Genomic DNA, 13309 nt, shown 5'->3' with positions numbered 1-13309 from the left:
GACTGCATAGCGGGATGTGCTGGGGACCCTACCTGCGGACAGCTATGCCAGAGTAGGCGGAACCGATGCCGCGCAACGTGCGACCGCACAGCCTGCATCTGACCACAGCTCAAGCTGCCGCACCGGATGCTTCTTCCTGGTTTGAGGAGCGGGGGCTGTAGCTGACTGGAGTAGGAGCCCGCGGGTGTAGGACTGGGCTGCCTTCCGGAGCCTGTCCTTCGCCTTCGCGAACGCCTCCTCGTCGTCGCCCGCACCCGCGTAGGCCAGGGCGGCTGCGACGAGCCTCTCACACGGCATGGCGTACGTCTCAGCCACGGAGGTGGATAGAGGCTGCCCCGCGTCGCCCGCTTCTGATGCGCGAAGCAGTGCTTCCGCCCAGGCGCGGCGTTCCGCGTGCAGTCGGCCACCGCGCCATAGTCGTTGACGGAGAGCACCGCGCCACCGGCGATGAGCACCGCCCCGAGCACCCCCTGGAGGACACCCGCCGGCTTCGCGCCCGCCAGCGCCGGAAGAATGGTGATGCGCGTCTCGCCCGTGACGACGCCCAGCTCCTTGGCGCCGACGTCCCGCTCTCACACGAGGACGTGGTAGCCGGGCGCGCTGTTGGACATCGTCCGGGTGGTCGAGGCCTCTCAAACGTATGGGAAATCCCCTAGACCGCCGCACGACCTTCACCCACGACGCGAAGTGGCACCTCACGCAACGTGCAATTTAGAAACCTGAAAGCAATCTCATTCCTCCGCACGATTCCGCCGGAAGTACAAATCCTCACACACGCAGCCAGCAAGACGGGAGTGATTCGCCTCCGGACAGATTCACGCCCAGTACAAGGCGCGTTAGACTTCGCAGCGGCCGGTGCTTCGACTCCCTATCGGGACCGTTGCGAGCCAGCCTCGAACGCTTGCCAGGAGGTACCGATGATCACGAGGATGACCGTATTCGCACTGGCCTGTGGCGCGTGGATGTTCGGCTGCGGTGTCGAGCCAAGAACCGCTGACGACACTCAGGAGACTATCGACAATCTCGTTGAGGCTGGATTTCCGGCGAGCGACATCATGGTCGTCGATGGCGTCGTATATGTCGGGGGGGGACGCTGCGGTGAGCCTTCAGGCATCGCGGGAGATGCTCGAACGAGACGACAACAGCCAAGAGCATTATCACACCACCAATCTGGTCTCTTCCACCATTCAGACGATTTTCATTCACCCCACGTCGTCTATCCCAACGGCTATCTACATCGGGATCCAGGACGCAATCGCAAACTACAACGCTCTCGCTCTCGGCCTCGAGTTTTCATACACTCCCAATCCGTGCCAGGAAACCCCTGGTTGTCCGCCCCGTCCGCCCTACGCAATCATTGAACTGGCGATCAATCCTGTCCTCCCTACCGGGCCCAGCGCCACCAGCGGGTTTCCTTCGGGTGGCAAGCCGTTCCCTTCGATCTCACTCGGCTCAGGGCTCGCGGCGTATCCTCGCGACACGATAGAGCACGTGATCACCCACGAGATCGGCCACACAATCGGATATCGCCACTCGGACTACTTCAACCGCGCGATCAGCTGCGGCGGCAGCGCGACCAATGAAGGCTCGGCCGGCGTTGGTGCTATCCACATCACGGGAACCCCGACTGGCGCCTCAGCCGGTGGCTCGCTCATGAACTCCTGCTTTCCCACGGGCGCGACAGGAGAGTTCACCGCGAGCGACGTCACAGCATTGGAGGCCCTGTACTAACGAGCACGACCACACAGCGCGGTCAACATCCCGTCACCAACCGAATACAACCCGGGCCGTCTCAGGCAACAGGTGAGTTTCGGCACGGTCGATCCAGAGGCTGCGAAGGTAGGACGACGTCTTGAATGGCTCGCATCCACCCTTCGTCACCTCAAGAGCCCGACCCCTGGAAAGCCACCGTACGGAAGAACGGCGGTTGCCCCAAACCGCACCTTACAGCTCGAGAGGCGCTTCCCGCACCGGTCCTCGGCCGCGCTGGACGTCGGCGTGTCATCGGCCTTCGCCACGGGGGAGCCTGCGTAGCCCCCCTCCCTCCGGTACTGCCATCCGCACATCTGGGTGATGACGCGCAGGGGAATCCGGACGCCTTCGAGGTCACACCGCGCCGCGAGGGTGAACTCGATGAGGTGCTTGTTCTCCGTCGTCTTCGCGTCCACCACGAACTCGTCGTCAGGGAAGCCCTCCGACGGGCTCGCGGTGGGGTTGCCGCCTCCGCGGAAGTTCACTGCATCCAGGTAGCGGACGAAGGTGCGCTTGCGGATGACGCGTGCGCCCAGCAGGTCGTTGCAGCCCCGCGCGAGGGCGCCCAGTGTGCCCTGGAGGTTGGCCACGGTGAGCGTGGGCCGGGGAAAGCGCCCGGTGCCCGACCTCTCGAAGCCGCGGGCCTGCACGGGCCAGGGCTGGTACGAGGCACCCTGCCACACCACGGGCCCGCCCAGGCCGTTGGTGCCCGCGTGGAAGTGGCTGATGCGCATCCGGGGATGGACAACGCGTCCAGGGCGAAGGGCCCCACCAGGGCACTTGGCTCCAGCTCCAGTCCTTCCTCTTCGACAGAAACACCCCGGTCCGGGTCGTCCACGGGGCTGACGGAGAGCCGTGGTTCGTCGCCAAGGACATCGCCGTGGCCCTGGAGTATCGCGAGGCGTTCACCCTGACGCGCATGCTGCCCGACGACGAGAAGGGTCCGCGCCTTGTGTGGACGCCTGGCGGAGAGCAAGAGGTCACCACCATCAGCGAGCTGGGGCTGTACCGGGCCATCTTCGCCGCCAAGCCGCAGGACGACGAGAAGGCGAAGAGGGTGGAGCGGTTCCGCAGGCGGGTGACGCACGAGGTTCTCCTCACCCTCCGCAAGACGGGGAGCTACTCACGGGTCCAGCCCCAGCTGTCGGCCGACATAGCAGCACTCTTCGCCCAGCCGAACTCCGCCCTCTTCCGTCTCGCGGCTTGATTGACCACGCCTTGCGGGGAGCGAAATGTCACAAACACATTCATCCCCGAAGACACGCTGCCGTCCGCCGCCAGACAACATTCTTCAGTCCATCCGCAACAAATCACTTCGCGGCAATGCACACCAACAGCAGATTTGCCACACGCACCGCAACCACGTAGGAGGCAAGAATCTTCTCGACTTCACATCACTGCCACCTATCAGGAGTTTTCATGCATCACCTATCCGCCCCCTTGGTTGTCGCCTCATTGCTCACGCTGACATCAGCCGCATGGGCATCTCCGCCTGTTGAAGGCGCCCCCACTTCGGCTCAACTCCCCAGCTACGAAGCCTCGTATCTGGACGCACAGCCCCAAGAATTTTCCCTGGCGCCTGTCTCAGGAGCCGCCACCCGATACGACGGCTGGGCTAGCGGCAGCGGAGTCAGGCGCTTCACATTCTGGTGGCCCGTCATCCGCCGAGGATCGCTGGTTTTCATCTCTGCGAGCGAAGTCGACAATGCGGGCAACCGTTTCATTGCGTCTGCGCCATACACCGTCATGAACATCGCGCCGAGGGATGGGTATGTAGAATTCCTAGTCAACGTCGGCTGGAACTCCCCAATCAGGATCTCAACGGACTTCCTGGTCATCAACCCGTAGAGCCCATTTCGTTATGGAAGAAGTCGGCCCGCCTGCTGCGATCTGTCAGCAGGAGGGCAGGCGCATGGGACTGCCCGGGACCCTCCGCTCGGCGGCAGACTTGGCCGAATGGTGGCTGCCCAGTAGCGCAAGCTCGAGGCCCAGGCGCCCGCGGTGAAGCTGGCCAACGACTTCCTCTCCACCACTCGCTTGATGAGCCTCATGGACGCGGCTCGGCACCTGCGCCTGCCCATCCGCGACTTCTTCCGGTGGCTGAAGCGCGACGGGGTGTCCTTCAAGAAGGACGAAGACAGCCCATGTGTGTCTTATACGTCCTTCATCCGAGACGGCCGTCTCGTGTACCAGGTGTGCGTGCTGCGTCGGCAGAAGCAGGGCCAGGACACACCTCACACCCATCCAAACGCTGGTGACGCCCGCCGGCGTGGCATGGTTCACGGAGAAGTGCGGGCACATATCCACGCCGAAGGAGCCCGAGCAGGTTGGGCGTGGCCCGGTTCCGTAGACAGGTTGGTTACGCTGCCATCCTCTTCGTTGTGGACACTCGCTCGAACTCGACTGGGCTGATGTAGCCCAGGGAGGAATGACGCCGCTTCCGGTTGTAGAACACCTCCATGTACTCGAACAACGCTCGCTTTGCTTCCTCACGTGTCTTGAAGTGGGTGACGTAGACGAGCTCCAGCTTCAGCGTGGAGAAGAAGCTCTCGGCCACCGCGTTGTCCCAGCAGTTGCCCTTGCGCGACATGCTGCACGCGATGCCGCGCTCCTCGAGCAGCCGGCGGTAGTCCTCGCTCGCGTACTGCTTGGGTTCAAGGGGTCGTCGCAACACTCCAAGAAGGAGATGTCGCGATGGGCACAAGAGGACGTCGACGCGCGGAGCGGGCCGGGCGCACACGGATGTCGTCGCCCGGTCGTCCACCGGTGGGCAGGCGTGAGCATCGAGAGCGCTTTTGGGCGGCCATCGCCCGAGGTCTTTCGAGTGAGGATGCAGGGTCAGCAGCCGGCGTGTCACCGGTGGTCGGGACGCGCTGGTTTCGCGAGAGTGGCGGAATGCCGCCGTTTCGCCTGGCCAAGCTGTCGCAGCGCTACCTGTCGTTCGCTGAGCGCGAAGACATCGCTGTCTTGCACGCCCAGGGGTGCGGAGTACGCCACATCGCGCAGCAAATCGGCCGCTCGCCATCGACGGTATCGCGAGAGCTGCGCCGCAACGCTGCGACCCGGGGCGGCGCCTTGCAATACCGCGCCACCGCCGCCCAATGGCACGCTGACCGACGCGCCCGGCGCCCCAAAGCAGCGAAACTCGCGGTGAACGACAAGCTGCGTCGGTACGTACAGGATGGCCTCGCTGGCACGCTCTGCGCCGCCAATGGGGTAGCCGTGCCAGGCCCGACTGTGGGCTGGAAAGGCCGACGGCATGGTCGCAGGCAGGACCGGCGCTGGGTGACGGCGTGGAGCCCGCAGCAAATCGCCAACCGACTCCAGGTCGACTTCCCGCAGGAGTCCTCCATGCGCATCTCCCACGAGGCCATCTACCAAGCGCTCTACGTGCAGGGCCGCGGCGCACTCCGGCGTGAGCTGGCTGCGTGCCTGCGGACGGGCCGGGCCCTGCGGGTACCCAGGGGGCGCACCAAGAGGCGCGGCAAACACTTTGTCAGCCCAGACGTCATGCTTCGTGAGCGGCCTGCCGAGGCAGATGCCCGCGAGGTGCCGGGGCACTGGGAGGGCGACCTCATCGTCGGTTTGGGCAGCTCGGCCATTGGCACCCTGGTGGAGCGCACCACCCGCTTCACAATGCTGCTGCATCTGCCCCGAATGGACACCTACGGTCAGCCCCGGGTGAAGAACGGCCCTGCGCTCGCTGGACACGGCGCCCTGGCAGTTCGCGACGCAATTACAGCATCCATCATCACGCTGCCCGAACAGCTTCGCCGCTCACTGACCTGGGACCAGGGCGCCGAGATGGCGCAACACGCCCAGTTGCGCATCGACACCGGCCTGGCCGTCTACTTCTGCGACCCGCACAGCCCATGGCAGCGCGGCACGAACGAGAACACCAATGGGCTGCTGCGCCAGTACTTCCCCAAGGGCACAGACCTGGCCAGGCACTCGAGCCGCGCCCTCGCCGCTGTCGCCGCAGCGCTCAACAGACGCCCTCGCAAAGCACTCGGATGGAAAACACCTGCTGAAGCCTTCAACGAGCACCTATACTCATTGCAGTCCAACAGCGTTGCGACGACCGATTGAATCCGCCCTGGCTGCCGCGGTCCGAGTGGTGCAACTCGGGCGCGGGGCGGCCGAGCAACGCCATGTCGAGCGCGCGCAGGACGAGGCCCCGGTCGATTTTCTCGCCCATCGCCCAGCCCACCACCTTGCGGCTGAAGAGGTCCAACAGTACGGCCAGGTACAACCAGCCCTCGTCAGTCCAGACGTAGGTGATATCGCCGGCCCACGTGCGGTTGGGCCCGTCGGGCAGGAAGTTCCTCTCCAGCGTGTTCGGCGCCACCGGGTGGCTGTGGGCTGAGTCGGTGGTCCGCACGAAGCGACGCGGGACGCGAGCGCGCACGCCGGCCTGGCGCATCAGGCGAGCCACCCGCTTGCGGGCCACGCGTCGGCCACGCGCCTTCAGCTCCGCGTGCACGCGAGGAGCGCCGTATGTGCCTCGGCTCTCCTGGTGCACGGCGACCACTTCAGCGCTGAGGGCCCTGTCACTCCTCTTGCGCTCGGACTCGGGCCGTTTCGCCCAGGCGTAGTAGCCGCTGCGGGAGACGCTCAGGTGACGACAGAGGGAGGAGACCGGAAAGAGGGCCTTCTTCGCGTGGATGAAGGAGAACTTCACTTCATCTCCTTCGCGAAGAAGGCCGCTGCATTTTTTAGTATCTCCCGCTCCAGCCGCAGCTCGCGGTTCTCCTTGCGCAGCCGAGCCAGTTCCTCGCGTTCCGCTGTCGTCAACGCACCGGGCTTGCCCTCGCCCCTGTCCGTCTTCGTCTGCGCCACCCACAGCCGCAGTGCCGACTCCGTCAGGTCCAGGTCGCGGGCGACTTGCGGGAAGGACTTGCCCTCCACCAGCACCAGCTTCACCGCCCCGGCCTTGAACTCCGCCGAGAACTCACGGCGCGGCCTCCGGGGCTTCTTCTGCTTCTCCTCGTTCGCGGACATCCCGTCCTCCTTCCATCACATCTCGGGTGTCCACGGAACTGGGCTACTCCCATTCGCGAGCCATCCCGGCCCGAGGGCTCTCCGCGGTACGACCTCGTCCGTGTCAGCCTCATGGACGGGACTCCGGTGTGGACCATCCGCGCCCGCGGATCGCTGGGAGGCGCCGGCCCCGCGCGCCTCGTGTACGGGGTAGTCCCCGACGGCTTCGATGAGGTGCAACCCGCCCTACCGCTGGAGGAAGGACGCACATACGCCATCTCCGTATCGGGCGAAGGACGTGGAGGGCTCCACTTCCGCGTCCAGGAGAACGGTATCCTCACGACAGCGCGGTAAGCCGCCCCTCGCGTGCGACTCTCGGGGCGAGGTGGCGCTCCAGTGAGGCATTAAGCCCCACAAGCAGGTCGTGCTACTCTTGTGATGCTTTACATCCCTGAAACTCAGGAGGACGTATGAAGCCAAGCATCATCGGAGGGTTGCTGGCCCTTAGCCTGCTTGTGAGCTGCGGTGGCGCGACAGATGCGGACGAAGCCCCCGCCACACCGCTCGACCCGGAAGGTGTCGAGCAACAGATGGACCCGAAACCAATCGAGTGCAGCGATAGTGGGATGTGTTCCGGCAGCAAGATTTGTTGTCCGCCCGAAGGGCGTGACCCCCGGCGCTACTGCCACCCATCCGGCGCCTGCCCCATCGTCGACTTTTAGGAGCAGCGCGGCCCGCCCCCGTTGCTCAGGAGCGAGCCGCACGCTACAGGCCGAACGTCCGCCGAGCGCCGACACCCGCCATCCTCTCGCGGCTGTTGGCTTCGACGAATCCGAATAGCCCCAGGTTGGGCCGGAGCCGGGCACCTGCCTCAAGGCGGGCGAACGCGCCCGAGAGAGAGGAAACGCCCGCCTGGGCCTCCAGGTAGCCCGTCCTCACCGGGACGTCGGAGAGGACCCGAGAGAGCCCCGCGGCAACTACGAGCCACGGGGCGTCTGAGGGACCGGCGCCATCGCCGGGGCGAGCGCAGCCGAGCTGCCGATGGCACCGAGCGACAGCGCGGCCGTCATGACTTCATCCACGGTGGAGCCTCCGTGGTCCGCCTTCATCTTGTCGAGAGCGGCCTCGATGAGGCCACTCAGGGACGAGCCCACGCTGCCCGCCGTGAGCTGGAGCACCTGCTGCAACTCCGCGAGGCCACGCTTGCCCAGGGACTTCACCAGCCGCTGAAGCGCTTCATCCGTGAGTTGCTGGAACTCGGCCGCGGTCAGCTCTCCGTCCGCCGCCGCAGCCTCCAGCTTCGGCTTCATCGTGACTTCGATATCCCGGACGATGCCCTCGGCCAGCAGGCTGGCGTGGGACGCGACGAGCGCGAGCCTCGACTCCCCGGCCTGGGCCTGGAGCTTCCTCGTGAGCCCGGTGAGCCCCGAGACGATGAGCGCGGCCAGCGCGGTCGCCAACACCGGAGCCACGCTAACGAGGATGGACGAGACAACGGACGACAGCGAGGGCTCGGTCGGACTGGTGCCCGTCTGCGCCAGCGCCATCGGCGCGGTGAGGGCGGCGAAGGTAAACAGCTTCTTCATGCGGGGACTTCTTGGGACTGCGAGAGGACTGCGGGGGTGAAAGCGAGCGTCACGTGCCGGGCCATGGCGCTCACGGCCGGAACGGCAGACGCCGGATGCCCATGCGACGAGCGCGGTAGTCGAGACTGGAGAACGTCTTCACGTTCGCCTTTGCCTTGGCGGCGTCGGCCAGGGTCAGCGTCGTGCTCCCGCCTCCGGAGGCGCCCACCACCACGCCTCCGCCCACGTGCACCATGACGTGCTCCGCATCGGTGGGGGCACCCTTGCGGAGGTACAGCACCAGGTCGCCGGGGAGCAGCTCCGCCACCGGCACGGGGACACACCGCGTCCACGGGACGTCCGTGTTGGCGTGGGCGCGCCAGTCCGGCCCGTCCGCCTCACGGAAGGCCCAGGTGACCAATCCCGAGCAGTCGAAGACGCGCTGTCCAGTGGTGCTGTCGCGCTCGCCCTTGCCGTTCCACCGGTAGGGCGCGTGCATCTGCGAGAGTGTTGGCGGTCATCGAAGAGCGCGGGAATTTGGTCACGGAGGTGGTCATCGCTGGGTGCGGAAATCGGGTCATCGACGCAGGACGGCCCCACTGCCGCCCTGGAAGAGAGAGCGGCGAGCGGGGCCGGTGGCCGAGAGAGCGGGAGAGGGTCAGCCCTTCTTTGCCTTGCGCTCGGCGCGCGACTCCTCGGCGACGCGGCGGCGGTAGCTGTCACCCTCGATGCTGATGATGCTCGCGTGGTGGATGACGCGGTCAGTCAGCGCAATGGCGCAAGCCGCGTTGGGGAAGATGTTTGTCCATTCCGAAAATGGCAGATTGGTCGTCAAGACAATCGGCTTCTTCTCATACCTGCGAGAGACCACCTGGAAGAGCAGGTCCGCGTTCCTGGCGTCGTAGGAAAGGTAGCCAATCTCGTCGATGACGAGCAGCGCAGCCTGGGTGCAGTAGTGCTTCAGCCGCCGGTCCAGGGCGCGAGCCGACTCCTGCGCTCCCAAGTCCAGCAGCATTTGAGAGGCGGTCGTGAAGAGGACGCAGTGGCCCGCCTGGACGGCGTTGTAGGCGATGTTCTGGGCAATCATCGTCTTGCCCAATCCCTGAGGGGCGACGAGGACGACGTTGGCGGGGCGCTCCATGAAGTCCAGGGCGAGGGCGCCCTCCACGGCCGTCCTGTCGATGCGCTTGGGCCAGCCCCAGTCGAAGTCCGCCATCGTCCTCATCGTGCCCAGGCGGCTGCGAGACAGGCGCCGCTCGACGCCGCGCCGGGCCCGGTCCTTCGTCTCCTCGTCGACGATGGCCTCCATCAACTCGGCGGGCCCCCAGCGTCTCTTGGTGGCGGTGGCAATCAGGTCATCCAGCGCGTCGCTGGTGTGACGCAGGCCGAGTTGGGTGAGGCGAGTCTTGAGGGTGGGCGAGTTCATGAGTCGTCATCCTTCTGGCCCTTGAGCAGGGCGTCATAGTCGGTGAGGGAGTGCTGGGGGACGCGCTGCTCGCGCACGCGCGGGTCATCGGGGAGGACGAGGGGCAGAGGGGGCGGAGCGCCGCGCTGCCGTGCACGCTGCTCGAGCAGGTGCGCGACGGAGGCGGGCCCCAGGGCGCCACGCGAGAGGGCCTCGGCGAGGGCGACGTCGAGTTCCTCGGGGCCGTACCGGTCGGCGAGCGCCAGCAGCTTCACCGTGTGGTTGCCGAGGTTGTCGCCGCGAGCGGCGAGGGCCTCGAGCATGCGGTCCGCGTTGCGGCAGCGAGAGCGCAGCACGTCGCGGCCACGCAGTTCGTGTGCACGGGCCTTGGTGCAAGCGAGGGCGGACAGGTGCGCCGCGTCCTCCAGCGTCTGGCCCTTGTCCCAACTGCGCGCATGGCGGGCCACCTCCTCCTGGCCGCGCAGCAGGCGGACGGTATTGGCGGAGGCCACCAGGGTGAGGGGCTGGCGCACCAGGGTATGGGGAATGGAGTAGTCATTGCCGTCGAAGCGTACGTAGGGCGTCTTGCCGGAAGAGACGGAGTGCACCCCGTCGCAAGGCAGCGGGTGCGTGGGCAGGGGCAGCAGGCGCGGGCGCTCGTCTTCGAGGGCCTGCGCCACCGTGCGGCCCGAGGCTTCGCCCGGCACGCGGCGCTGGTGGGCCACCTCCTCCACCCAGCGGTGCAACTGGCGGTTGAGGTCGTCCACGCCGTGGAAGCTTCGGGCCGCGAAGAAGGAGTCGCGCAGGTAGCGGATGGTGCGCTCCACCTTGCCCTTCTCGTTGCCCCGGTAGGGCGCGCAGGGCTTGGGGGCGAAGTGGTAGTGGCCCGCGGCCTCCAGCAGGCGTGGGTGGAAGCGGATGGCATCCCCGGCACGCTCCAGCACCACGGACTTCAAGTTGTCGTACAGCAGCGAGCGCGGCACGCCGCCCAGGGCCTCGAAGGCGCGCACGTGGCCCTCGAGGAAGCACTCCATGGACTGGCCCAGGAAGAAGCGCGCGTACATGGCGCGGCAGTGGCCCAGCACCAGGACGAAGCAGGAGAGCGTCCTGCTGGCGTGGCCCACGGCCACCTTGCCGAAGCAGCCCCAGTCCACTTGCGCCTCCTCACCCGGCAGCGTGGTACGGCGCAGGAAGGCCTCCGCGGCTGGCTGCGGGCGAGTGCTTCGCACGTAGCGCTTCACCTGCTCGTAGCCACCCGGGTAGCCGCGCGCCTTCACCATGTGAAACAGGCGGCTGGCGCGCAGGCGCGGGTGCTCTTTCAACGTGACGTCGATGAAGGAGGTGTAGGGGCCCAGCAGCGTGGCCCTCACCGTGCTGGTGTTGGGACTCACTACCGGACTGTCCTCGAGCGCGCTCTCCACCGTGGAGTGGTGCAGTCTCAACTCCGTCGCGATTGTGCCCACGGGCCACTTCTCCGCGTGGTGCAGCCGGCGAATGCGAGCGCGGGTTTCAGGTGAAGTCATCGCTTCACCTCCTCACCCGGAGTCGCGACGCCAGCGTGGCCCGGCGCGCGTGAGCGCCAGCGTCGTATGCCGCAGGAAGAGACTGGAGTGCCCGCAGGTGGTGCAGGCAGGGGAAGACGGCGGTGCATGCTGGGGTGGCCTCGCTGCGCTCGGCTCCACAGCCACCTCCACGGGGGACGGGGCCAGCGCGGCAGCTACCGTCGCCTCCTGGCCCCGTACGGCTGGAGACTGATGCGTCACTTTCTGCCGTCGTCGCTCACGCCAGGAGGATTGGCGCGCGGCGTGCGCATGGCGGCCATCGCGTGTGCGCTGGTAGCGAGCCCCGGCCGCGCGCAGCGACTCGCGGCGGGCCCTGTGGCTGCACCTGGCACCGCAGTAGCGGCGTCCCCTGTTGCAGCGGGTGCAGAGATAGAAAACCCGCCGACACTCGGGCCACCCACACACCACGAAACGCAGCGACTCCAAACGGGGCCTCCGCGCGCGCCTGCTTCTGGCGCCACGCCCCGCAGTGCGCTACTTCCCTCTCACCGGCCCGCCCCTCTCGCACACCAGGGCGCGCCTTCCAGGAAGGCCCTCCAGCCGCTACTGGTGGGCCTTCCGTCTTTCTGGGAGACGCGCGCGGGAGCGGACCTCACTGGCACCACGGGCCGTCCACAAGTTTTCGGTCTCCCTCGACTCCTCTCCAGCTCACGGCAGGTCCTTCGTCCTCAGCTCATGCTCTGACGCAGTCCTGACCTGACCGACGAGAACGAGAACGAGAACGTAGGAACCCAGGTCCACCCATGACCAGATTCCCGCGCTTCTTGGAGACCATCAACATTGAGTTGCGTCACGGCGCCCCTCCCCGGCGCAGGTCCCGGTTTCCGCAGTCAGCCAGGTGGAACGTCCCCTGGCGACTCATGCGGGAGACGACGCGGGCGCCAACGTGGAGTGCGAAATCCGAGGGCCCGGCGTCCCTCCGCGGCACCGAGAGGCGCGTGGTGTACGCCGTCACCATTCCGGGCACGTCCCGCCTGTCCACCATTTCCTCAAGGAACTCCCGGTCTCGCGGGCCCACCTCCTCGCCCGGTAGCCCGCCGATGTCGTCCAGCACCAGGACGCGCACTCGGACAGCGCGCTGGAGAAGCTGCCCGTCCTCCGCCTCGGAGTCGCTGACGCGCTTCACCTGCGACCAGCGCAAGAAGAGCCCGACGGACGCATCCCATTCGGGCAAACACTCCGCGGTGCGCGTCTCGTGGCGCACCGCGGAGCGGAAGAGGTGACAGGCCCCGGCCGTCTTCCCCACCCCGGGGCCGCCGGACAGCAACAGCGTGCGCAGCCCCTCTCGCAGGACGTGCCTCGCGGCGCGGAGGGCAGCTGTCTCCAGCACCGTATGGCCAGTGAGGGCCTCCACGGCCTCCGCAGGGGCGTGGCACAGTTTCAGGTGCAGCGGCCACGCGTCGGCATGGGCGGCCTCTTGCCGGGCCCTCTCCGCCGCCTTGGACTGCTGCAACTCCGCCTCTCGCTGCTTCCAGTCGGCTTCGAGCTGGGCCAGCCCTGCGGAGGGCTGCTCACGGGCCTGGGACATGGCCTTCCGCATCAGGTCCGCCAGCCGCTGGGGCCCTTGCCTCCGGGGCTCGGCCGGTGGCGCCTTCTCGTCGTCTCGGCGCATAGCCCGTCCACCACTCCTTCCTGGTAGCCTTCGGCGTCGAGCGACCGGCCCGGCGCACGCGAACACCCGCGTGCGAGACAGGAGCATGGACACCGACCGGGGTCATCTCGGCCAGGAGCGGGCCGCTTCAAGAACCAGGGACCGTTGGCCTCCGGAGCCAAAGGCCGGACGTCCACCACGTGCAGCCCCCACGCGGGAACAGTCCTCGTGGAACGAGGGCGGATGAAGTCAGGGAGTCGCGGGAGGAAGCAGGTCCGAAGGGCAACCCGGGAGGAGCAGTTCACCGCCCTCCCGGGCACCACATTCCGGAGTCGCATCAACCACTTGCGACGACGCGCGATGCAGGAGTCGAACCTGCGGCCTTTGGCTCCGGAGGCCAACGCTCTATCCAGCTGAGCTAATCGCGCAGAACCGCTGCAGCGAGTGGACAAGT

General features: G+C 66.9%; 8 protein-coding genes, 1 tRNA gene and 4 pseudogenes. 4 read left to right on the top strand and 9 right to left on the bottom strand.

Going from position 1 to position 13309, the window contains the following annotated elements:
- Positions 1 to 1098 precede the first annotated feature (1098 nt).
- Positions 1099 to 1731 carry a M57 family metalloprotease gene (locus ACN469_RS06295; protein ID WP_498765140.1) on the top strand — a complete coding sequence of 211 codons (633 nt, stop codon included), beginning with the start codon at positions 1099 to 1101 and terminating at the stop codon, positions 1729 to 1731.
- A 146-nt stretch (positions 1732 to 1877) separates the two neighbouring features.
- Here the strand turns inward: ACN469_RS06295 and ACN469_RS06290 are convergent, their stop codons facing one another.
- A complete protein-coding gene (locus tag ACN469_RS06290) occupies positions 1878 to 2486 on the bottom strand; it encodes a phage minor tail protein L (RefSeq protein WP_498765138.1) in 609 nt (202 codons plus the stop codon).
- Positions 2487 to 2587: 101 nt separating this feature from the next.
- On the opposite strand from ACN469_RS06290, the pseudogene ACN469_RS06285 reads away from it, so the two are divergent.
- Together ACN469_RS06285 and ACN469_RS06280 are read left to right on the top strand one after the other, a co-directional pair.
- A pseudogene (locus ACN469_RS06285) lies at positions 2588 to 2959 on the top strand (BRO-N domain-containing protein); the annotation flags it as partial.
- Between the two features lie 782 nt (positions 2960 to 3741).
- Positions 3742 to 4164 (top strand): annotated as a pseudogene (locus tag ACN469_RS06280) (phage antirepressor KilAC domain-containing protein); the annotation flags it as partial.
- Here the strand turns inward: ACN469_RS06280 and ACN469_RS06275 are convergent.
- Positions 4112 to 4399: pseudogene (locus tag ACN469_RS06275) on the bottom strand (IS3 family transposase); the annotation flags it as partial. The pseudogenes ACN469_RS06280 and ACN469_RS06275 overlap by 53 nt on opposite strands.
- A 47-nt stretch (positions 4400 to 4446) precedes the next feature.
- On the opposite strand from ACN469_RS06275, the gene ACN469_RS06270 reads away from it, so the two are divergent.
- Positions 4447 to 5841 carry an IS30 family transposase gene (locus tag ACN469_RS06270; RefSeq protein WP_498765136.1) on the top strand — a complete coding sequence of 465 codons (1395 nt, stop codon included), beginning with the start codon at positions 4447 to 4449 and terminating at the stop codon, positions 5839 to 5841.
- A gap of 7 nt (positions 5842 to 5848) precedes the next feature.
- Here the strand turns inward: ACN469_RS06270 and ACN469_RS06265 are convergent.
- From ACN469_RS06265 to ACN469_RS06235, 7 genes and pseudogenes are all read right to left on the bottom strand, one after another.
- A pseudogene (locus ACN469_RS06265) lies at positions 5849 to 6753 on the bottom strand (IS3 family transposase); the annotation flags it as partial.
- A 956-nt stretch (positions 6754 to 7709) separates the two neighbouring features.
- Positions 7710 to 8318 (bottom strand): hypothetical protein, encoded by a 609-nt coding sequence (locus tag ACN469_RS06260; RefSeq protein ID WP_498765134.1) that lies wholly within the window; start codon positions 8316 to 8318, stop codon positions 7710 to 7712.
- Between the two features lie 70 nt (positions 8319 to 8388).
- Complete coding sequence (locus ACN469_RS06255) at positions 8389 to 8796, bottom strand: NlpC/P60 family protein (protein ID WP_498765132.1); 408 nt, start codon at positions 8794 to 8796, stop codon at positions 8389 to 8391.
- A gap of 159 nt (positions 8797 to 8955) precedes the next feature.
- Positions 8956 to 9723 carry an IS21-like element helper ATPase IstB gene (gene istB, locus ACN469_RS06250; RefSeq protein ID WP_498765130.1) on the bottom strand — a complete coding sequence of 256 codons (768 nt, stop codon included), beginning with the start codon at positions 9721 to 9723 and terminating at the stop codon, positions 8956 to 8958.
- On the bottom strand, positions 9720 to 11225 hold the full coding sequence (gene istA, locus ACN469_RS06245) for an IS21 family transposase (protein ID WP_498765128.1): 1506 nt from the start codon (positions 11223 to 11225) through the stop codon (positions 9720 to 9722). Before istA ends, istB begins: the two co-directional genes overlap by 4 nt.
- An 829-nt stretch (positions 11226 to 12054) precedes the next feature.
- Positions 12055 to 12876, bottom strand: a complete 822-nt coding sequence (locus ACN469_RS06240; RefSeq protein ID WP_498765126.1) for an ATP-binding protein — start codon at positions 12874 to 12876, stop codon at positions 12055 to 12057.
- A gap of 333 nt (positions 12877 to 13209) precedes the next feature.
- Positions 13210 to 13283 (bottom strand) — tRNA-Arg (locus ACN469_RS06235).
- Positions 13284 to 13309: the final 26 nt, after the last annotated feature.

This window comes from Corallococcus terminator (assembly GCF_049194865.1).
Lineage (GTDB): Bacteria > Myxococcota > Myxococcia > Myxococcales > Myxococcaceae > Myxococcus > Myxococcus terminator_A.
The sequence above is the reverse complement of the archived record's forward strand: the minus strand, read 5'-3'. Positions and strand labels throughout refer to the sequence as shown.